The sequence below is a fragment of the Dorea sp. YH-dor226 genome (assembly GCF_039832105.1).
In the GTDB taxonomy this organism is placed as follows: domain Bacteria; phylum Bacillota; class Clostridia; order Lachnospirales; family Lachnospiraceae; genus Dorea_A.
The window spans coordinates 122870-144065 of record NZ_JBDOHS010000007.1 but is presented as its reverse complement, the minus strand read 5'-3'; the positions used below and the strand labels follow the sequence as shown (position 1 = coordinate 144065).

27 protein-coding genes are annotated in these 21196 nt (G+C 43.1%); 23 read left to right on the top strand and 4 right to left on the bottom strand.

Going from position 1 to position 21196, the window contains the following annotated elements; genetic code table 11:
- The first annotated feature begins 40 nt into the window (after positions 1–40).
- Genes ABE547_RS08095 through ABE547_RS08075 form a run of 5 tightly spaced genes read left to right on the top strand, consistent with a single transcriptional unit; the run spans position 41 to position 4770 of the window.
- Positions 41–1768: a glycosyl hydrolase family 18 protein gene (locus tag ABE547_RS08095; protein ID WP_347378332.1), complete on the top strand. Its 1728-nt coding sequence runs from the start codon at positions 41–43 to the stop codon at positions 1766–1768.
- 57 nt (positions 1769–1825) lie between these two features.
- Entirely contained in the window at positions 1826–2506 is a 681-nt protein-coding gene (locus ABE547_RS08090) for an N-acetylmuramoyl-L-alanine amidase (RefSeq protein ID WP_347378304.1), read from the top strand.
- Positions 2507–2526: 20 nt separating this feature from the next.
- Positions 2527–3576 carry an L-threonylcarbamoyladenylate synthase gene (locus ABE547_RS08085; RefSeq protein ID WP_347378303.1) on the top strand — a complete coding sequence of 350 codons (1050 nt, stop codon included), beginning with the start codon at positions 2527–2529 and terminating at the stop codon, positions 3574–3576.
- A gap of 57 nt (positions 3577–3633) precedes the next feature.
- A complete protein-coding gene (upp, locus tag ABE547_RS08080; RefSeq protein ID WP_347378302.1) occupies positions 3634–4263 on the top strand; it encodes a uracil phosphoribosyltransferase in 630 nt (209 codons plus the stop codon).
- 18 nt (positions 4264–4281) lie between these two features.
- Positions 4282–4770 (top strand): dCMP deaminase family protein, encoded by a 489-nt coding sequence (locus ABE547_RS08075; protein ID WP_347378301.1) that lies wholly within the window; start codon positions 4282–4284, stop codon positions 4768–4770.
- A gap of 30 nt (positions 4771–4800) precedes the next feature.
- Here ABE547_RS08075 and ABE547_RS08070 read toward each other — a convergent pair whose 3' ends face one another.
- Positions 4801–5037: a YaaL family protein gene (locus ABE547_RS08070; RefSeq protein ID WP_347378300.1), complete on the bottom strand. Its 237-nt coding sequence runs from the start codon at positions 5035–5037 to the stop codon at positions 4801–4803.
- A 99-nt stretch (positions 5038–5136) separates the two neighbouring features.
- On the opposite strand from ABE547_RS08070, the gene ABE547_RS08065 reads away from it, so the two are divergent.
- From ABE547_RS08065 to ABE547_RS08010, 12 genes are all read left to right on the top strand, one after another.
- Positions 5137–5364 carry a pro-sigmaK processing inhibitor BofA family protein gene (locus tag ABE547_RS08065; RefSeq protein ID WP_347378299.1) on the top strand — a complete coding sequence of 76 codons (228 nt, stop codon included), beginning with the start codon at positions 5137–5139 and terminating at the stop codon, positions 5362–5364.
- Between the two features lie 209 nt (positions 5365–5573).
- Complete coding sequence (locus ABE547_RS08060) at positions 5574–6551, top strand: hypothetical protein (protein WP_347378298.1); 978 nt, start codon at positions 5574–5576, stop codon at positions 6549–6551.
- Positions 6487–7695 (top strand): CpaF family protein, encoded by a 1209-nt coding sequence (locus ABE547_RS08055; protein ID WP_347378297.1) that lies wholly within the window; start codon positions 6487–6489, stop codon positions 7693–7695. The genes ABE547_RS08060 and ABE547_RS08055 overlap by 65 nt, the downstream gene beginning before the upstream one ends.
- The gene (locus ABE547_RS08050) at positions 7643–8398 is read left to right on the top strand and encodes a type II secretion system F family protein (RefSeq protein ID WP_347378296.1); all 756 of its coding nucleotides are present in this window, start codon (positions 7643–7645) and stop codon (positions 8396–8398) included. Before ABE547_RS08055 ends, ABE547_RS08050 begins: the two co-directional genes overlap by 53 nt.
- A gap of 80 nt (positions 8399–8478) precedes the next feature.
- Positions 8479–9624, top strand: coding sequence for a hypothetical protein (locus tag ABE547_RS08045; protein WP_347378295.1), 1146 nt, complete (start codon positions 8479–8481; stop codon positions 9622–9624).
- 26 nt (positions 9625–9650) lie between these two features.
- Entirely contained in the window at positions 9651–9827 is a 177-nt protein-coding gene (locus ABE547_RS08040; RefSeq protein WP_347378294.1) for a Flp1 family type IVb pilin, read from the top strand.
- Positions 9828–9844: 17 nt separating this feature from the next.
- Positions 9845–11188, top strand: coding sequence for a DUF5702 domain-containing protein (locus ABE547_RS08035; protein ID WP_347378293.1), 1344 nt, complete (start codon positions 9845–9847; stop codon positions 11186–11188).
- A 91-nt stretch (positions 11189–11279) separates the two neighbouring features.
- Positions 11280–12089, top strand: coding sequence for a TadE family protein (locus ABE547_RS08030; protein WP_347378292.1), 810 nt, complete (start codon positions 11280–11282; stop codon positions 12087–12089).
- Between the two features lie 52 nt (positions 12090–12141).
- Complete coding sequence (locus tag ABE547_RS08025) at positions 12142–12573, top strand: A24 family peptidase (protein ID WP_347378291.1); 432 nt, start codon at positions 12142–12144, stop codon at positions 12571–12573.
- Positions 12574–12576: 3 nt separating this feature from the next.
- Complete coding sequence (locus ABE547_RS08020; protein WP_347378290.1) at positions 12577–12999, top strand: TadE family protein; 423 nt, start codon at positions 12577–12579, stop codon at positions 12997–12999.
- Entirely contained in the window at positions 12977–13714 is a 738-nt protein-coding gene (locus ABE547_RS08015; RefSeq protein WP_347378289.1) for a DUF6382 domain-containing protein, read from the top strand. Before ABE547_RS08020 ends, ABE547_RS08015 begins: the two co-directional genes overlap by 23 nt.
- Before the next feature lie 122 nt (positions 13715–13836).
- A complete protein-coding gene (locus ABE547_RS08010; RefSeq protein ID WP_347378288.1) occupies positions 13837–14451 on the top strand; it encodes a rhomboid family intramembrane serine protease in 615 nt (204 codons plus the stop codon).
- On the opposite strand, the gene ABE547_RS08005 is transcribed toward ABE547_RS08010, so the two are convergent.
- Positions 14389–15144 (bottom strand): HAMP domain-containing sensor histidine kinase, encoded by a 756-nt coding sequence (locus ABE547_RS08005; RefSeq protein ID WP_347378287.1) that lies wholly within the window; start codon positions 15142–15144, stop codon positions 14389–14391. The two genes, ABE547_RS08010 and ABE547_RS08005, sit on opposite strands and share 63 nt — an antisense overlap.
- Positions 15145–15233: 89 nt before the next feature.
- Between ABE547_RS08005 and ABE547_RS08000 the strand changes: the two genes are divergently transcribed.
- Together ABE547_RS08000 and ABE547_RS07995 are read left to right on the top strand one after the other, a co-directional pair.
- Positions 15234–15644, top strand: coding sequence for an HIT family protein (locus tag ABE547_RS08000; RefSeq protein ID WP_347378286.1), 411 nt, complete (start codon positions 15234–15236; stop codon positions 15642–15644).
- 23 nt (positions 15645–15667) lie between these two features.
- A complete protein-coding gene (locus ABE547_RS07995) occupies positions 15668–16225 on the top strand; it encodes a sigma-70 family RNA polymerase sigma factor (protein WP_347378285.1) in 558 nt (185 codons plus the stop codon).
- Positions 16226–16277: 52 nt separating this feature from the next.
- Here the strand turns inward: ABE547_RS07995 and ABE547_RS07990 are convergent, their stop codons facing one another.
- Complete coding sequence (locus tag ABE547_RS07990) at positions 16278–17345, bottom strand: undecaprenyldiphospho-muramoylpentapeptide beta-N-acetylglucosaminyltransferase (protein ID WP_347378284.1); 1068 nt, start codon at positions 17343–17345, stop codon at positions 16278–16280.
- Between the two features lie 147 nt (positions 17346–17492).
- Here ABE547_RS07990 and ABE547_RS07985 point away from each other — a divergent pair, with 147 nt between their 5' ends.
- Entirely contained in the window at positions 17493–18356 is an 864-nt protein-coding gene (locus ABE547_RS07985) for a DUF4367 domain-containing protein (protein ID WP_347378283.1), read from the top strand.
- A gap of 81 nt (positions 18357–18437) precedes the next feature.
- Positions 18438–18914 carry a hypothetical protein gene (locus ABE547_RS07980; RefSeq protein ID WP_347378282.1) on the top strand — a complete coding sequence of 159 codons (477 nt, stop codon included), beginning with the start codon at positions 18438–18440 and terminating at the stop codon, positions 18912–18914.
- A gap of 220 nt (positions 18915–19134) precedes the next feature.
- On the opposite strand, the gene ABE547_RS07975 is transcribed toward ABE547_RS07980, so the two are convergent.
- Positions 19135–19383: a TIGR03905 family TSCPD domain-containing protein gene (locus tag ABE547_RS07975; RefSeq protein WP_347378281.1), complete on the bottom strand. Its 249-nt coding sequence runs from the start codon at positions 19381–19383 to the stop codon at positions 19135–19137.
- A gap of 170 nt (positions 19384–19553) precedes the next feature.
- Here ABE547_RS07975 and ABE547_RS07970 point away from each other — a divergent pair, with 170 nt between their 5' ends.
- Positions 19554–20246: a 5'-methylthioadenosine/adenosylhomocysteine nucleosidase gene (locus tag ABE547_RS07970; RefSeq protein ID WP_347378280.1), complete on the top strand. Its 693-nt coding sequence runs from the start codon at positions 19554–19556 to the stop codon at positions 20244–20246.
- A 141-nt stretch (positions 20247–20387) separates the two neighbouring features.
- On the top strand, positions 20388–21176 hold the full coding sequence (locus ABE547_RS07965) for a hypothetical protein (protein ID WP_347378279.1): 789 nt from the start codon (positions 20388–20390) through the stop codon (positions 21174–21176).
- Positions 21177–21196: the final 20 nt, after the last annotated feature.

Below are 21196 nucleotides of genomic sequence, written 5' to 3'. Positions count from 1 at the left end.
TGGCAAGGCACAGTCCAGGAGAAGAAGAAAGAGAAATCTTATGCTTAAGATGATTCTTCTGTTGATATTAATAGCTGCAGCGATCATAGGAGTATTTTTGTGGAAAAGATACAGTCCTTCTAAAGAAACGTATGATTTACAGAAATATTATGGAATAGAAAATGAAGGACAGATGGCGATTACCGTTGATAACCAGGTGGTAGAGCCACATGGAATGATCGACAACGGAAAAGCTTATATTGAGTATAATGTGGTGAGAGATTATATCAACAGTCGGTTTTATTGGGATCCGAATGAAAATATTCTCCTGTATACGCTTCCGAAAGATACAGTATCTGTAGAGGTTGGAAGTAAGGATTATTCTGTGTCCAGAGAAAAGAAAAGTGAAGATTATATTATTTTAAAGACAGAAGGAAGCACAGCTTATATTGCACTGGATTTTATCCAGCAGTATACAAACATTGAATATGAAGTGTTCAGTGAACCGGATCGCGTGATGATTCAGACAGAATGGGGCGAGACAAAAGTCGCGACGGTGAAAAAAGATACACAGGTGAGATATCAGGGCGGTGTAAAGAGTCCGATATTAACCGAACTGAAGAAGAAAGAAGAAGTTACCATCGTAGAAGAAGAGGAAAACTGGAGTAAGGTTCGTACAAAGGATGGTTTTATAGGCTACGTGAAAAAGAGTGCTCTGAAAAAGGTTGAAACAAAGAATTTGACCAGAGAGTTTGAAGAACCGGTCTATACGAACATTACAAAGGATTACACGATCAACATGGCATGGCACAACGTGACCAATCAGGATGCGAATAATAACGTATTGCAGAGAATTGCACAAAGTAAGGGTCTTACGACAATTGCGCCTACATGGTTCCATATTGCAGATACCGATGGCAATATGAATTCGATCGCTTCAGCAGATTATGTAAATTATGCACATCAGTCGAACATTGAAGTGTGGGCGACGATCAGAGATTTTGACGGTGGAATTAATTCCTATGATGAGTCTTATGAGGTTCTCAGTTATACATCGAAGAGAGAGAATCTGATTAATGAGCTGATCTCAGAATCACTTCGTGTTGGAGTAGATGGCATCAATGTGGATTTTGAAAAGATTTCGGATGAATGTGGAGAACATTATATACAGTTTATTCGTGAACTTTCAGTGAGGTGCAGACAGAACGGTCTGGTGCTTTCTGTGGATAATTATGTTCCAAAGGGTTATAACATGCAGTATGACCGCAAAGAACAGGGAATCGTGGCAGACTATGTAGTCATCATGGGTTATGATGAGTATTTTGCAGGTTCTCCGGAAGCGGGTCCGGTGTCTTCCTATGATTTTGTAAAAGAAGGAATTGAGGAAACATTAAAGGAGGTTCCGGCTGAAAAAGTAATCAGCGGCATTCCGTTCTTCTCAAGATTATGGAAAGAAACACCAAAGACCGAGGAGGAGCTGGAAAGTCAGGAAGGAACTGACGAGGCCGAGTATACGATGAATGTGGAAAGCGAGGCCATGGGAATGGACAGCGCAAAAGCACAGGTAGAGCAGGCCGGAGCGGAGATTACCTGGGATGATGCGGCTGGTCAGAATTATGCAGCATGGGAAGTAGACGGTACAACATATAAGATCTGGCTGGAAGATGAAAACTCACTTGAACCGAAGCTTAAGCTCATGAAAGAGAATAAGCTTGCCGGTACAGCTGCATGGGCACTTGGACAGGAAAATGCTGATATCTGGAATCTGATATTAAAATATGTAAACTAAAATAAAATACCTCTCGAAGTCATATAGTATGATATAAGACAGTCGGGAGGTATTTTTTTGTACAGAAAAGTAGAGCTGATAATTCTGGTTTTGATATTGATAGGCCTGGCGGCATTGAGCAGGAACCTGCAGCAGTATGTCTCGAGTAATCAGGTTACACAACAGGAAGATGTGATCGTGATCGATGCCGGACATGGAGGATTTGATCCTGGAAAGATAGGAGTGAATCAGGCGAAAGAAAAGGATATTAATCTTATTATCGCAAAAAAAGTGAAAGAAAAAATTGAAAAAAGAAATATAAAAGTTGTCATGACAAGAGATAAAGATACTACGTTAGCGGAAGATAATGATGTTAATAAAAAAGTACAGGATATGAAAGCAAGGGTACAGACAATCAATAAGACAGCTCCGGCACTTGTAGTGAGCATTCACCAAAACAGTTATAGTGATGAGAAAGTGCATGGAGCGCAGGTGTTTTACTATTCACATTCAGAAAAAGGAAAGAGGGCAGCAGAGATTATGCAGAAAGCATTACTCGAAATAGATCCGGAGAATACAAGAGAGGCGAAGGAAAATGATACATATTATCTTCTGAAACGTACGGAAGTGCCGACAATCATTGTAGAGTGCGGATTTCTCAGCAATTATGAGGAAGCAGAAAAACTGATTGATGAGAATTATCAGGAACAGATTGCAGATGTGATCGTAGAGGGAATCATAACTTGTCTGGAAAACTAGAGTGTAGTATAATAAAAAACATGAGAACAATAATAGAGAAAGTAAATAAAAATGAATTAAATACAGAAATTATCAAAGAAGCCGGGCGCATCTTAAAAGAAGGAGGACTGGTAGCATTTCCTACAGAGACAGTGTATGGTCTGGGGGCAGATGCTTTAAATGAAGATGCGGCCAGAAAGATATATGCCGCAAAAGGGAGACCGTCCGATAATCCTTTGATCATTCACATTACAAATATGGATGCTTTAGGAAAGATTACCAGAAACGTTTCCGAAAAAGCGAAGAAAGTAGCACAGCATTACTGGCCGGGCCCGCTTACCATGATATTTGACAAAAGTGAGATCGTTCCTTATGGAACAACCGGGGGGCTGGATACGGTGGCCGTCAGAATGCCGGTACATGATGTTGCAAAGGAAGTCATAGATGCCGGCGGTGGATATATTGCCGCACCAAGCGCTAATACATCCGGACGTCCGAGTCCTACGACTGCACAGCATGTTGCAGAAGATATGGATGGAAGAATTGATATGATCGTAGATGGCGGTGCGGTAGATATAGGTGTGGAATCCACGATTCTTGATATGACAGTGGATCCGCCGATGATACTGCGTCCGGGAGCTGTTACAAAAGAGATGCTGGAAGAACTGATCGGTGAGATTGATGTTGACAGAACACTGATCCAACCGGACAGTAAAAAGGTTCCGAAAGCACCGGGCATGAAGTACAGGCATTACGCACCGAAAGCAGAGCTTACGATTGTCGAAGGAAATATTGATCAGGTGGTTTGTGAGATCAACCGGCTTACGGATGAAAAACAGAAAGAAGGGTATAAAGTCGGAATCATCGGCACCAGGGAAACTGTCGGCAGATATCTGTATGGTGACGTAAAATGTATTGGGACCAGAGAGGATGAGGCAACGATTGCGGGAAATCTGTATGGTATCCTGAGAGAGTTTGATGACGACAAAGTTGACTTTATCTACAGCGAATCTTTCGCGACAGATGGCATAGGCAGTGCGATTATGAATCGTCTGTTAAAAGCGGCAGGACATCATGTGATCAGGATATAACAGAGCATGTAAAAAAATGATACAAAAGTATATGCAGACAATGAAGGAGGAGAAAAGATGTCAAAAGTACAGGTTATGGATCATCCGTTGATTCAGCACAAGATCACTTACATTCGAAGAGAAGATGTAGGATCAAAAGAATTCAGAGAGATCGTCGGGGAGATTGCATCTCTGATGTGTTATGAAGCAACACGGGATCTCAAGCTTCAGGATGTGAAGATCAAAACGCCAATTTGTGAAACAACAGGGAAAGAACTGAGCGGAAAGAAGCTTGCAATTGTTCCGATCTTAAGGGCGGGCCTTGGAATGGTAGATGGTATGATTCATATGATCCCGTCTGCAAAAGTAGGTCATATCGGATTGTACAGAGATCCGGATACATTTGAACCGATCGAGTATTACTGTAAACTGCCGGCTGATTGTGATGAGAGAGAAGTGTTCGTGGTAGATCCGATGCTGGCAACCGGAGGCTCCAGCGTTGCGGCGATTCAGATGCTTAAGGAGAAAGGTGTAAAACGTATCCGCTTTATGTGTATCATTGCGGCACCGGAAGGTGTAGAGAGAATGCAGAAGGAACATCCGGATGTGGACCTTTATATTGGTGCACTGGATGATCATCTGAATGATCATAAATATATTGTTCCGGGCCTTGGAGACGCAGGAGATCGTATTTTTGGAACCAAATAGGCTTTGGGGAGGTACTGTATGGGAAATAAGCGAGAGGATTACATCAGCTGGGATGAATATTTTATGGGCGTAGCGAAGCTTTCAGGTATGCGCTCCAAAGATCCGAATACACAGGTTGGCTGCTGTATTGTGAGTCAGGATAATAAGATTCTTTCCATGGGATATAATGGACTTCCGGTAGGGTGCTCGGATGATGTGTTTCCGTGGGACAGAGAAGGGGAAGACCCGCTGGAAACGAAATACGTGTATACTGTTCACAGCGAACTGAATGCAATTCTGAACTATCGGGGAGGTAGTCTGGAAGGAGCAAAATTATATGTTTCACTGTTTCCGTGTAACGAGTGTGCAAAAGCGATCATTCAGAGTGGAATTAAGGAAGTAATCTATGACAGCAACAAGTACGAGGGAACAGCTGCGGTGATGGCATCTATGAGAATGTTTGATGCGGCTGGTGTCAATTATCACCAGTATCACCGAACCAATCGTGAGATTACGATCCGATTATAGGATAATGAATGGAAAAAACAGGCCGGGATGTCAGAGCATCCGGGCCTGTTTCAGCAGGAAACGATATCGCTTCCATGCTGCATTTCCTTCGTAGATATAACAGTCGATCAGATCAGGATCAGAGGCGTTCTGGAAATTATTATAGGCATCATCTAACTGGCGTCTGGCAAGCGCAATTTCGTCCAGAAGCGTATCTTTTTCAGGATCAAAAGACAGGCGTTTGTATATATCTTCTTCTGCAGTATTTCTGCGGTTGAATAATTGCATAATCTACCTCCATATAAATCTGTCGTTTTCTTTGTAGTATAGTATAGACGGATTTCAGGAATAAAATACCACATGTGGATATATATATGGAATAAAGATATGATGGAAGGAAGAGTCGGTATGGAGCGCAGGACATCACTGGTGGTTAATTTCGTGATTCGTGTAATCGTGGGGTGTACCATGATCTTTTTTGCAAATGAATGGCTGGATATGCAGGGATATTCGGCACATGTAGGATTCAATCTGATTACTCTTTTGACAACAGGAACTCTGGGAATTCCAGGGGTTGCACTGTTATACGGAATTACATTTTACAAAATTCTGTAAGAGTTGCACAAAGTTTCGCGGTTTTTAAAAAAGGGGTAGACAGATATAAAGTACAGGGTATATAATCGTCCTACAAGTTACAGATGATAACTTGTATCTGATTTGTTTGTTCTGAATATCTGATTCAGAAAATTTCAATTTATTCTATTTCAATGCCGTTTCGGCAGTTATTTCAATTTTAAGAAAAAAGAGACAAGGAGGAATATTATGTGAGCAGTGGATGCCTGGTGATTTGTGATCAGGAAGAGGAATATGCGGCTGCGCTTGCTGATTTTCTGGCAAGAAAAAAGGGACTGGCACTGAGCGTGCAGATGTGTAATGATACTGCGCAGGTGTTAGAACTTCAGAAAAACTGTCCGATTGATATTCTGCTGATAAGCAGCAAATGTCCGAAAGAAGACAGAGGCAGAATCAGATCGGTAAATACGGTGATTTTAACTGATTACAGGAAAGAAGAGACAGATGAAAATGAGTCTGCAGTCTATAAGTATCAGTCGGGAGAAACAATTATGAGAGAACTGATTGGGAAATGTAGTAAGATGTCGGTTGCAGAAAGTCTTTTCCTGGAGACGGTCCGTAAAAAAAGTATGAAAACGATCGGAATATTTTCGCCGATCCATCGATGCGGAAAGACAAGCTATGCACTGGAACTTGGAAAAAGGCTGTCGGTGTCGCAGAATGTGTTATATCTGAATCTGGAATTATATGGCGGAATCGGAGGGTATTTCCCGGAAACGGGACAAACACTTGCTGATGCGCTTTACTATTCCAGACAGGAACGCAAGAATTTTGGAGCAGTGCTGACAGGGATGGTCAGGCATCTTGGCTCTTTGGATTATCTGCTTCCGGTAAGAATATCAGAAGATATAAAGGCAGTGGAACCGGAAGACTGGATCTGTCTTCTGGAGCAGATTGCCGCGTATAGCCTTTATGACATTCTGATTCTGGATATAGACGAGGGGATTCGGGGCGTATACAGCATTCTGCGGTTATGTACGGAAATCTATGTGCCGGAAGTGACAGATGAGATTGGCAGAGCGAAGATGTTTCAGTTTCAGGAAGAGTTGCATCTTCTGGGGTATGACGATATAAGCAGAAAGATTACAGTAAGGAGGTGGGAGCATGATACAGGCGGAACAATTGCATGCGAGGATCCTGCAGAAGCTGGATATGACCAGAGAAATTGAAGATGAAGAATTGACGGAGCTGATCTATGGAGTCCTGCAGGAGGTTTCCCGGGAGGAACATCTGACGCTTGAGAGAAAAACGCTGCTTGGAAAGGAATTGTTTAACGCGTTTCGAAAGCTGGATCTGCTGCAGGAGTTTCTGGAAAATGAAGAGATTACTGAAATAATGATCAACGGAACGCAGAATATCTTCTATGAAAAAGAAGGGAGAATCTTTCAGTCGGAGAAGAGGTTCCTTTCACGGGAAAAGTTGGAGGATGTCATCCAGCAGATTGTGGCAGGAGCAAATCGACTGGTTAATGAGGTCTCGCCGATTGTGGATGCAAGACTTCCGGACGGTTCAAGAGTCAATGTTGTGCTTGCGCCGGTGGCGCTGGACGGACCGATCGTGACGATCCGTAAGTTTGGAAAAGATGTTCTTACCATGCGGCAGCTGATAGAATGGAATTCTGTCAGTGAAGAAGTATCCGAGTTTCTCGCTGTTCTTGTTGAGACGGGATACAATATATTCATAAGTGGCGGAACCGGATCCGGAAAAACCACATTTCTCAATGCGTTATCGCAGTATATTCCAGGAGAAGAAAGAATTATTACAATTGAAGACAATGCAGAACTGAAGATTCAGAATGTACCGAATCTGGTCAGGCTGGAGGCACGAAATGCCAATATAGAAGGAACGGGTGCAATTACGATCCGGGATCTGATAAAATCGGCGCTTCGAATGCGCCCGGATCGAATCATTGTCGGAGAGGTACGGTCAGCTGAAGCGATTGACATGCTTCAGGCATTGAACACCGGTCATGACGGAAGTCTGAGTACCGGACATGCCAACAGTCCAAGAGATATGTTAAGCCGTCTGGAGACGATGGTTCTGATGGGCATGGAACTTCCGCTTCCTGCGATTCAGCGGCAGATCGCTTCGGGGATAGATATTATTGTGCACCTGGGAAGGATGAGAGATAAGAGCCGTAAGGTACTTGAGGTAACAGAGGTGCTGGGGTATGACAGAGGCGAGATTCTGTTGCAGACGTTATATAGGTATGAAGAAGAGCAGGCAGGGGGAAGAAAGTCGGGTGGCTGGAAAAAAATTCATGAACTTACACACAGAAAGAAGCTGCTGGCAGCAGGATATCACACGCCGTGACCGGTTTGGTGCAGTTTTGAAGACCGTTGGAATTCTATTGATAACAGCGTGGATGTATTATGGCACTTTCCTGGTGACCGTGCTGTTCATTCCTGCCGGCTGCCGGATGTACCGGATGTTTCAAAAGGAACTGGAAGAAAAAAAGGAGGCTGAGTTTCAATTGCAGTTCAAGGAGGCGATTCAGACGCTTTCTGCATCTTTGAACAGCGGATACTCTGTGGAGAATGCTTTTTATGAGACTCAGAAGGAACTTCTTATCATCTATCCACCGGAAGCAAGAATTTCCAGAGAATTACTGATAATTGTAAGAAAGCTGAAAATACATGTGCCGATAGAACAGGCGTTAAAAGAATTTGCGGAATGTACACAGACAGAAGAGGTCCAAAGCTTTGCGGAAGTATTTGGCATGGCAAAGAGAAGCGGTGGAGATATGATTGGCATTATACGGGATACAGTACGACAGATCAGTGACAAAATAGACGTAAAAAGAGAAATTGACACGATTCTGGCGGCGAAGAGATATGAATTTCGGGTGATGTCTGTCATCCCATATATCATTATTGGGTATATGTCGGTCAGTTTCCCGGAGTTTATGAAGAGTCTGTATGGCAATGCGGCAGGAATCGGGGTGATGACAGGGTGTCTTGCAATCTACACAGGCGCATATTATCTGGGCGTAAAGATGATAAAGATAGAAATCTGAAAAATGAAAGAATAAAATACTGGAAATATATATCTGTTGTGCTGGTGGTGGCGGGAAGCCTTCTTTTTCTTGGGGATTGTGTGAATTCTCTTGTGAAAACAGATGGAAAGATCGCACGAAACGATTACGGGAAGGGAACCCGAACAGAAGAACTGGATGTAAAAAAAGGAGATTCAAAAAGGACATCCGTAGAGGTGCAGGTTACGGAAAGAATGTATTCGGAACAAGAGATTCAGGAGTTGTTTCAGAGTATTATCAGGAAAATGGATCAATGGATTCTTGGAGATAATGAGAGCCTGGACAGAGTGGAAACAGATATGAATCTTATAACACAGATCCCGGATACTCCGGTGGAGGTATCATGGAAACTGGATCGATACGATGTAATGAATGTCCGGGGAGAGATCCAGGAAAAAGAAATAGACGAAGAGGGGGAAGTGGTGAATCTCAGTGCAGTCCTGACATATACGGAAGATGAGACGCAGCAGGCCATGTATCAGTGTGCTGTCCGGATCTGTCCACAGACAATGACGGCTATGGAGGCAAAAAAACAGTTCATCAAAGAAACACTCCAAAAGGACGAGCAACTGGACCGAACGGAACGTGTCTGGAAACTTCCGGATACCATTCAGGGAGAAGCAGTGTCTTATTATCATAAGATGGACAGTCGGGGATTCATATTGATCATCATGGGAATCATATCCGGATTATTGCTGAAGGCCCTGAGACAGCAGGAACTGAAAAAGGCAGAGGACGAACGAAAGAGACAGATGATGCAGGATTATCCGGATATTGTCAATAAGATTACCCTGTTCCTCGGAGCAGGAATGACCGTAAAACGCGCATGGAAAAAGATTGTGGAGGAATATGTGAACAGGAAAAATACAGCCGGGATACGCTACGCATATGAAGAGATGAAACAGACCTGTTATGAGATGGAAAGTGGAGTTGCGGAAGCAGAAAGTTATGAAAACTTTGGCAGACGGTGCAATGTACAGGCTTATATTCGTCTGGGAGCACTCTTGTCACAAAATCTCAGAAAAGGAACGAAAGGTCTGGGGGATCTTCTTAAGATGGAATCTGTGCAGGCTTTCGAAGACCGCAAGGCAAGAGCAAAACGTATGGGTGAAGAAGCAGGTACCAGGCTTTTGATCCCGATGTTCCTGATGCTTGCAGAAGTATTGATCATTGTGGTTGTGCCGGCATTTTTATCCATGCAGATATAAAAAGGAATCAAGAAAGGAGAATGAATATGTGGAGAATACGTTATATGATGCAGGTATTGAGAGAAAAGCGGGGGATTGGAGTTGTGGAAGTCATCCTGATACTGGTGGTACTGATCGGACTGGTCATTATATTCAAGTCCCAGCTTACGAGCCTGGTAGAAACAATCTTCGAGAAAATAACCAGCGAAAGTGCGGGCATTTGATAAGTGGAGAAGTGACTGTGTATCTGAGTCTGATATTTCTTCTTTTATTGTCGTTTGTTATGGCAATGATAGAGAGTGCATCTTTACAGATGGCAAAAAATTATCGCCGGGCAGATACGAACCGAGCTCTGGAATGTGTATTTGCAGAATATCAGAAAGAACTTCTGGAAGAATACGATATCTTTGCACTGGAAGGAAGCTATGAAACCGGACAGTATTCGGAACAAAATATTGTAAACAGGCTGGCTTACTATGGGGCAGATCATATGGAACATCAGATTGAAAGAATACAGATGCTGACGGATCAGGGATGTCAGACTTTTTATAATCAGGCAGTGCAATATATAAAACATCGATATGGGATACAGAAGGTTGAAAAAATGCTGGGAATGTCTTCGCTTTGGAAAGAACAGGAGAAGCAGTCGCAGGAATATTCAAAGGAGGAAACAGATAACCAGAACCGGATAGAAGAACTTCTGGAAGAGCAGGAAATGGAGCTTCCGCAGGAAAATAATCCGCTGGAGCATACAAGCCATCTGAAAAATTCTCCGCTGCTGGAACTGGTTCTTACGGAAGGACAGGAAGTGTCGCAAAAACGGACTGAACAGGAGGAGATGCTTCCTGACCGGGAGAAGCAAAGCGGGTATGGTACTTTTGCGGATGTGGAGGGAGAAAATGGGCAGCTTGGAAAGCTGTTGTTCGGAGAGTATCTTCTAAAGCATTTCTCAGCGTTCACAGGACAAGATCATGAGGGGCCATTGGACTATGAACTGGAATATATTATTGCAGGGAAGGAAAGCGACAAAGACAATCTGGAAACGGTAATTAAAAAACTTATGATTTTAAGATTCGTTCCGAACTATGCGTATATACAGACGGATTCTGTGAAGAAAGCGGAGGCAGAAGCGACGGCAGCAGCCCTGTGTGTGCTGCTGGCCGTACCGGCAATTACAGAGGCGGCAGTACAGGCAATTCTTCTGGCATGGGCATACGGAGAGACGATTATGGATATGCGTTCTTTACTGGCGGGAAAAAAGGTTCCGTTTATCAAATCTGAAGAGAGCTGGCAGTTGTCCTGGCAGGCTTTTCTGACACTGGGGACAGAAGAGGATACAAGTGAAGGAATGGATTATGGAGAGGGAATGGATTACAAGGAATATCTGCGAGTACTGCTATTTCTGGAAAAGAAAGAAACGGCGGCGATCCGCACCTTGGGAATCATCGAGCAAAATCTGAGGATGCGATACGGACAACCATATTTTCATGCAGATTATTGTATCAGCAGGATGGAAATTCACACAGAGTGTACATTACGAAGAAATATCAGTTACGATTACAAAACTTATTATGGATATCAATAGTTTATAAAGAGGCAAAGGAAGATGTCCTTCCGGATATCGAAATTAATCCCAGACTACATGAAAATCTGACGAAAGGAGAAGGATTCGCATTATGAATAGAAAGATACTCCCCTCACAACCTATCTATGATACAAAGTCCGGGAGGACATCTTCCTTTGTCTCTTCCGTAAAAGGCAGTATCACGGTGGAAGCCGCTATAGCGGTACCTGTTTTCTTTCTTGCGGTTGTAAGCTTGCTATATCTGATGGAAATGATGGCAATTCATACTGCAGTTCGTTGTGGTCTGCAGTATGCGGGAAAGAAACTGGCAGAAGAAGCTTATGTAGCGCAGGTGTTGTTGCCCTCCAGAATTGAAAATGATGTAATCTATGCGATCGGTCCGGACAGGCTGGAGAGAAGTATTGTTGTTGATGGAAGTACGGGGATTCAGTGTGACAGCTCCAGAATGTCGATTCAAACAGGAATTGCCGAACTGGAGGCTGTTTATCAAGTCAGAATTCCGATCCCGATGTTCGGGATCGCACCGATTACCTGTAAAGAAAGCATGAGGATCAAAGCCTGGACAGGATATGAAAGAGATGAATTTGGAGGATCCGATGATGAGATGGTATATGTGACGGAAACGGGTATCGTATATCACCGGGATTATCATTGTTCCCATCTGGATTTGTCCATTCATATGACAACAAAGGAGAAAGTGGAGAAGCTTCGTAATGAAAGTGGAGGAAAATATCATCCCTGTGAACAATGTGTGGATTCAGACAGAGGCGTGGTATATATAACGGATTATGGAGATCGCTATCATACATCGCTGTCATGCAGTGGACTGAAGCGTACAGTCTATGCAATTCCGTTATCAGAGGCTGTTGGAAAAGGAGCCTGTTCAAAATGTGGTTATTAATGAAGATATAAAAGTATAATCAGGAAGGTCTGATTTATAGAAAGGAATAAGAATGGAAGAGATCAGTCATGCAATCTGTACGGGAATTCTGGTCTATCTGTCCGTGGAGGATGTCAGAAAGCGAAAGATTCCGCTGGTGATTCTGACGGTGGGAGGATGTATGGCGTTCATCTATCAGTTGATGTGGGGAACGGAAGACATAAGGGAGACGGCAGCGGGAGCGGGAATAGGCGTATGCTTTCTCGTGGTCGGATGGCTCACCGGAGAAAAGATTGGATACGGGGATGGTATAGTAATAATGGTGCTGGGAATCTATCTGGGAATATGGAAACTCCTGGAGGTACTTGCGGGAGCATTTTTCCTTCTTGCCGTGGCGGGAATGATCTGCCTGGCAGGAAAGAGATTTTCCAGAAAACAGACATTGCCCTTTTGTCCGTTTTTGACTGCGGGATATGTAATCTGCCTGTTATGCAAAGGAGGATAGACTGTGAAAAATAAATTGTGCAATGGAAGTATCACGGTGGAAATGTCTTTTTTGATGCCGATGATCTTATTTTTGATTCTATCCTGTATTCTGGCGGTTTTCTACTATCATGATAAAAACATCATATCAGGGGTGGCTTATGAGACGGCTGTGGTAGGAAGTACAAAAGCGAGAGAACGGGAAGGGGTTACCGCTGAGGAACTGCAGGAACTGTTTGAGCAACGTCTGCAGGGCAAGTGTATACTTTTCCCCGGAGTACGTGCGAAGATCGGGGTCGGAGAGAAAGAAATCAAAGTAGAGGGCAGAGCCTCGTGGAACCGGATACAGATGTCGACTGTAAAGTATGCATCGGTGACGGAACCAGAGACATATATTCGAGATATCAGAAGGTGGAAGAATAAAAATGGAACGAAAAATCACGATTGAAGAACCTGTGTTATATAAGGAAGATTATCAGATGAAGATGATGAAAGCGAATACTCTTGAAGGGATTCTGAGAGTGGAGGGAAGGGGAATCAATGGAAAAAGCTGTTACGACTATGATGTCAGTGGAAAGATATCTATGAAAGCCATGTATGAAAGAAGTAAAATTAACAGTGAAGATATCAGGACGTTTTTGATGCAGTTTAAAGCAGTTTTGAAAGTCACAGAAGAATATCTTCTGAACATTCACTGTATTTTATTGAAGCCTGAGTATATATTTTATGAAGAAGGGAGATTTTATTTTTGTTATTACCCGCCCGCCAGACAGGATGTATGGGAAGAATTTCATCTGTTGACGGAATATTTTGTAAAACAGGGAGATTATCAGGAACAGGAATGTGTCCGGCTGATGTTTTTGCTGCATAAAGAAACTATGGAAGAAAACTACAGTCTGGAAAAGCTGATGGCAGAATGCATGCAGGAAACAGAAGTAAATGAGAAAAAAGAGAAGAGATCAGAAAAAGAAGTAAGAGAAGGCAGTAAGAATGTGGAGTATGATTCGGAAGAACATGACTGGATTACAGAACAGGAACTTGGGAGCAACATTATGAGAGAGACGGAAAATATGTGGACACCGGTAAAGCGTTTCCTCGGACGGCATAAGAAACAGAAATGGGGTGACTGGGACGGACTGCATATCGAAGAAGAGGATCTGTAGAGAGAAGCCCCGAAATGTCAGGAGACTCCCTGAAATGTCAGAAAGCCCATGGAGAAATCCCGGCAGGTATGCTATACTAAAGCCAGTGTAAACATATCTTTGAAGGGTAAAAGGCATTATTCATGAAAAAAAATAAAATCAAAGCTCCCTGTACGGTTGCATTAATAGCAGTGAATGTTATCGTGTTTTTGTTTCTGTCATTCAGAGGAATGACAGAGGACGGAATGTTTCTTCTGGAACACGGAGCGATGTATGTTCCGTATATGATTGAAAAGGGAGAATATTACCGGATATTTACCAGTATGTTCCTTCATTTTGGATTTGATCATCTTTTGAATAACATGGTCATACTGGCAGCAATCGGATGGAATCTTGAATATGAGATCGGACAGCTGAAATTTGTGATCCTGTATCTATTCAGTGGTTTGGGCGGAAATCTTCTGTCTGCATACTGGGATATTCGTGTGGGTGATTATGCTGTTTCCGCCGGAGCTTCGGGCGCGATCTTCGGAGTGATAGGGGCTTTATTGTATGTAGCGATCCGTAACAGAGGACGTATCGGAGATATATCGGGAAAAGGACTTGTCTTTATGATTATCCTGAGTCTGTATTACGGATACAGCAGCGGCGGAGTGGATAATATGGCGCACATAGGAGGACTGATTGCGGGCTTTTTATTGAGTGTTCTCCTGTACAGGAAGAAGAATCGTAAATTCCGTTCCGTCTCCGGGTACTGATGAGACTTTGACAGAACCACCATGAGCCTGGATCACACGCCTTGTGATTGGAAGCCCAAGTCCGGTGCCGTCTGGTTTGTGTGTGATAAACGGTTCGAAGATGGAAGATATCTCATCGGCGGGGATTCCGCATCCGGTATCCGAAATCGTGATTTTAAGAACCATTTTCTCCGTGCATGCAGTGAGACGGATGGATGGACGAGAGGAGGCGTCGCTGTTAAGAACTGCATCGCGTGCGTTTCTTAACAGATTCAGAAGTGCCTGCTTCAGCTTGACCGGATCAATGAGCATGGAAGGCAGATCGGGTCTGATTTCAGAGGAGAACTCTATATCCGTATCTATGATGGATGAAGCGAAAGACAAAGATAAAACCTTCAGGTAAGTATTCATATCCGTCAGACGGGTATTCAGGCGCTCCCCATTGTTGTAGGAAGACAGTTCTTCCAGAAGCTGTGTCATATATTCTATATCCTGATGAAGCTCAGACCAGTGGTCAAAAGAAAGAACTTCCGGATGCTGTGATTCAATGAGTTGTAAGGTACTGTAAACGAGAGTCAGAGGGTTGCGAATTTCGTGACTGATGGTACTGATATCCATGCGGTGAGACTCAAGAAGTCTTGAAAGCAACTCTGATTTTTCCGGACTTTCCTGCATTATCTGTTGTAATTTGTCATAGTCTGTCGAATGAAACATAATCGATACCGCCCCTTTCTGATGTATCAGTTTAGCATTGGCGGTTGAAATAATCAATTACTATTTTTTAAGAAAGAAGGATGAGAAAAATGAAGGATGATAACTGTATATTCTGTAAACTTGCAAACGGGGATATCCCAACTGCTACACTGTATGAGGATGAAGATTTCAGAGTGATTCTGGATGCAAGTCCGGCGGCAAAAGGACATGCACTGATCATTCCAAAAGAGCATTATGCGAATCTGTATGAGCTGGATGATGAACTGGCGTCAAAGGTTCTTGTGCTGGCTAAAAAGATGATCACGAAGCTTACGGACATTCTGGGATGTGATGGATATAATATCGTACAGAACAATGGAGAAGCGGCAGGTCAGACGGTATTCCATTTTCACATGCATCTGATCCCGAGACATAAAGATGACGGTGTCGTACTGGGTTGGAAGATGGGAGAACTGACAGAAGAAGATAAAGAGGATATCTTATCAAAAATAAAACAATAGAAATGAAGGATTAAAAAGTGGGAATGGAGTCTAAAGATAAAACTACTTTTGACATGGTCTATGAGGAAAATGCCGAGATTGTGTATAAGGTGGCGTTAAAATACTCCGGGAACCATCATGTAGCAGAAGAGATTGTACAGAGCGTTTTTATTAAATTATTTGTAAATATGGAGCATGTAAATCTCAATGCAATTCGCCCATGGTTGATTCTGACTGCAAAGTATATGAGCTTGAATTACAAAAGAGATACGCATCGGGAGATGCTGATGGAGAGCATGGATCAACTGGAAACAGAAGGACACACGGATGTACTGGAAAACAGTGCAGAAGACGTCTTTATGAATAAGCTGGAAGAATGTGAAGTAAGAGGATATACAGGAGATATTCTGGAAGCGTTATATCGCAAGAATGAACGCTGGTATGATGCAATTACGTTTACATATCTTCTGGAAAAACCACAGAAAGAAGTCGCAGAAATTATGGGTGTAAGTCCGGAAGTGCTATATAGCATGCTGTATCGGGCGAAAAGATGGATACGGAAGAATTATAAAGGACGGCAGGACCACTTGCATGAAACATAAAACAGGTGTCTGCAGGACACCTGTTTTGTCACATAAAGTTATGAAAAATGCATTATGAGCGAACGACAGATTCGATCAGATCGATAATGGTATCAATGGAATTCTGCTGAGGAGAATTCTTCATTGCATTGATATAAGTCTCGCGGTTTTCGTAAAGATTCTGAATCGCGTTAAGAAGAACTTCCTGAGACAATTCTTCTTCTTCCAGTACCACGCTGTACCCCTGACGTTCGAAGGAGCGGGCATTTAAGATCTGATCCCCGCGGCTTGCATTGGCAGAAAGTGGAATCAGCAGATTCGGTTTATGGAGTGCCAGCAATTCACAGATGGCATTTGCACCGGCTCGTGAGATTACAAGATCTGTCAGAGCAAAGAGGTCTTTCAGTTCATCTTTGATATATTCAAACTGGGCATATCCTTCCAGTCCCTGCAAGGATGAATCAATCTTGCCCTTTCCGCAGAGGTGAACCACCTGGAAAGATTTCAGAAGTTCCGGAAGAATACCGCGTACTGCATCATTGACAGCTACAGAACCAAGGCTTCCGCCGACAACCATGATCACAGGTTTGTCGGATGTAAAATGCAGGAAGTCGCGGGCCTTGTATTTATCGCCGGATAGAAGTTCCTGACGAATCGGTGAGCCTGTCAGAACAGCCTTACCCTCTGGAAGGTGTTCCATGGTCTCCGGAAAGTTGCAGCATACTTTGGTTGCAGAAGGAAGAGAGATCTTGTTGGCAAGTCCGGGTGTCATGTCAGATTCATGGATGATCGTTGGCACATGACAGCCCTTTCCGGCAAGAACGACCGGAACTGACACAAAACCGCCTTTGGAAAAAATAACATCTGGCTGGAGAACTTTTACCAGTTTTTTGGCTTCTCCCAGACCTTTGATGACACGAAAAGGATCCGTAAAGTTCTGAACGCTGAAGTAACGACGCAGTTTACCGGAAGAAATTCCATGGTATGGAATACCAAACTGTTCAATCAGCTCCTTTTCGATTCCATTATAAGAGCCTATGTAATGGATATCATATTGTAATTCTTTAAGACGAGGCAGCAATGCAATATTAGGGGTAACATGCCCAGCGGTGCCGCCGCCAGTTAAGATAATGCGTTTCATAATGACCTCCCAATCTTGATATACATATCTATGTCAAAAAAGACATACGTTATATTATATATTATACGTTTACTGGGAAAATGGTCAAGTGGCAAGTGGTGCAAGATGGTTGAATGAAAATGATGTGCCAAAGTAGAGGATGGAAAAATGGAAGAGCATAAAGATGAATTGACTGAATTCTTGCAGGAAGAATTCAGAAAATCGGCAGAAAAAGAAGAAGAGAATATTAGAAATGATACAGGCCTCTTCATGCCGGAAGGTATGAAAGAATCTTTACGTGCCAAAATCGATGAACAGATCCTTGAGATACAGCAGGAACAGGCAGTTGCTCAATTATCGGACGAGGATCGGAAAGCGCTGGAACTCGGACGGAAGATTATGCAGGAAGAAAAGAATACGGATGTTCCGGCAAAAAAAGTGGTGCGGCGGAAAAAAGGCTGGAGGCTTTACGTGGGGCTGGCAGCAGTGCTGGTACTCGTAATGGCAGTCGGGCTGACCAGTATTGGCGGGCCGGAGAGAATCGTGCGTTTTATGAAGCAGGCGGTCGGAGAGCGTGAGGTGGAGAAAGTAAATTCAAGTGAAGATAATCTGACAATAGTGGAACACGATGAAGAAGTTGCATATGAGGAAATAAATAAAGTTTTTGGAACGATGCCAGTAAAGGTTGTAAATGGACCGGAAGGTATACGATTTGATCGAATGGAATTAGATACAAAGATGCAGATTGCAGAAGTATTATATCAATACAAGAATAGTACAGTGGTATATTTTATTAATGCATCGTATAAAAATAGTTCGTGGGGTGTAGATGTAGAAGATAAATTGATTGATTCATATACGAAAGAAGTTGAAAATTGTGAGATAAAAATCAAAGTGTATGAAGTGTTAAATAGTAAGAAAACAAGATGTTCTGCTAGCTTTCAGTATAATGGGTTAGAATATTTTTTGATAGGAACGATGAGTGTTGAAGAATTTGATGCTATAGTAAATAATTTGTTTTTTTTAAATTAAACGCGTCAGTTTTTGAAAAGTTATGTGTTTATATATATGAGGGTGGAAAAAAGCCTATAAGAATCAGATGGGAGGTGAAATATGAAAAGGAAAATTATGTCTGTATGTTGTGCGTTGGTATTGACGCTGGGGCTGGTATGTGGATCGATGCAGGAGGCAAAAGCAGCATCTACGGATCCGATTCTGGATGGTTCATATCTGACGCATGACGAGGAGTCAATCGGCTATGACACAAAGATTACCAGAGGCGAAGACTTACTTACAGGTTATTCCAAGTGTGTGCGCCTTGGTCCTGGAGAGATTTATGCGGGTGGAACGACTATTGCTGTTCAAGTGGTAGATAGTGTGCAACTTGCAGTTACAATTGAACGGGCACAGGAGGGTGATGATGCATGGTCCATCTACGATGGATGGCAGAAAGAAAGCTTTAATACGGATAGAGTGTCTTCCAACAGAACCTTACAGGTAGAAGGAGGATATTATTACCGGGTTCGTTGTACGCATGCGGCAAATAGCGATGTGAGCAGTTCTTTTACTGATGGTGTCTATGTTGAGTAATCGAGAGATTCAAAAATCTTAAGAAGTACTGGGGGCTGTACTTACAATAACAACAACATATCTTGCAATATTTCGGTTGGTGAAAGTCCAATCGTAACATGTAAACTACCCAGTATGATTATGTCAAAATGAAAAATGCTTTTACAGGGAAGAGGGATACCTGTCCGCAAGTCGGACGAGTATCCCTCTTCCCGTATTGTTTGTTTATTATAGATATTGATTAGTTCTGCTGACCGGCTGCGATTTTCAGAGCTTTTGCCAGCTGATCCGGACAGGAAGTGGTCTTGTATCCGCAGGTGATTCCCTCCATGCGGGAGATGGCATCCTGTACGTTCATGCCTTTTACCAGGCTGGAGATCCCTTTCGTATTGCCATTACAGCCTCCGATAAATTCTACGTTTTTGATGGTGTCTCCGTCAAGCTCAACACGAATGAGCTGAGAGCAGACGCCGGTTGGTCTATAATCCATGTGATGATCCTCCTTTGTTTGTAATGCATGATGTTTTCGCGTTTGTCGCAATGTCAATATGCATTATAGCAGAGAATGAAAAGGTTTTCCAGAGAAATTCATTAGTTGTCACCAGTCGTTTTTTCGTCTATAATTGAGCTATGATCGTGAGATAAGGAGGATTTGGATAGATGATAGGTATTATTGGAGCGATGGAAGAAGAGGTCGCATCTTTGAAAGAGGAGATGGATGTCCAGGAGATTGTTGAGAAGGCCGGTATGATGTTCTGCAAAGGAATTTTGTGCGGTCAGAAGGTGGTCGTTGTAAGGAGCGGGGTCGGAAAGGTCAATGCAGGAATCTGTGCACAGATCCTGGTAGATCTTTTCCAGGTGGATCTGCTGATCAATACCGGTATTGCAGGATCACTGGATGCAAGAATCGATATTGGAGATATGGTTATTTCCACGGATGCGCTGCAGCATGACATGGATGCATCCGTATTCGGTGATCCGGTCGGACAGATCCCAAGACTGGATACGTTTTCATTTCCGGCGGATGAAGCGCTTGCAAGAAAGGCGATTCGGGCAAATGAAAAGGCGAATCCGGATATTCGTACATTTACGGGAAGGATCGTAAGTGGAGATCAGTTCATCTCTTCCAAAGAGGTAAAGGATCGGATCGTAGAGAATTTCCATCCGCTGTGTGTGGAGATGGAAGGCGCGGCGATCGCGCAGGCAGCATATCTGAACAAAGTTTCGTATGTCATAATTCGTGCCATTTCGGACAAAGCTGACAACAGTGCGTGTATGGATTATCCGACGTTTGAAAAGAAGGCAATCGCCCACAGTGTAAGGCTTATGAAAGAACTTCTGCCGATGATCTGATAAAAAAGAAGAAAACAAAAGATATAAAATATTACAGGATCTGCCGGTATTCTACAGGAATGCCGCAGAATCTGTAGAACGGTTTTTGAGCTCTCCTTTGGAATTTCAAGTATAATTCAAAGCAAAAGGAGGGCTTTTATTATGTTAAAAATGATAGTAGACAAACATGTATTGTTTGTACTCATGGGAATCCTGACTATTCTGGGAGTGGTAAGTAAGTGTATTGCAAATGTAACTTTGAATCGGCTGGTACGTGCTGCGGGAAATATGAATAAAACGACGCATCCGTTTGTACGGCTGGTGCGTGCAAAATTCGAGCATGCCTGTATGGTCAGTGATAAGGTGGAAAATGTCGGAGTGTTTGTGGACAAGTTCCTGTATGAGTACAAAACGGTGGGTATGCGTCTGCACAGCTGGCGCAGAATGGAAAAGGCTTCCGCAGGATTGTGTCTTCTTACCGGCGTATCCGGCGCATTTCTGGAATATCAGGTTCATGGAATGTCGGACGCAGTGATCCGGACGGGGGCAGCAGGAGGAATCCTTGCGGTGTTGATCTATCTGCTTCACCTGACGACGGATGAGGAGTATCGTCTTCAGGCAGCGAAGAATTACATGGTGGATTATCTGGAAAATGTGTGTCTTCACAAGTATGAGAAGGCGAATCAAAAGGAGTTGAAAGTGATGACTCCGGATATGCCGGCGGCAGAGTTTGGAGTTATGCTGGAAGAAGAGGTTCAAAAATTGCCGGAACCGGAACTTGTGGCTGCGAAAGATACCTCTCCTGTGAAACCGCAGGTTCAGGAGATACAGCAGGAAGATGTCCAGAAAAAAGAAGGAAGAGATTTCAGAAAATCTTCAGAAAAACAGGAAGTGAAAGACCAGGAACGGGACGTGCTTATCCGCCAGATCCTGGAGGAGTTTATGGCTTGATTAAACTATCTCGATTTGAT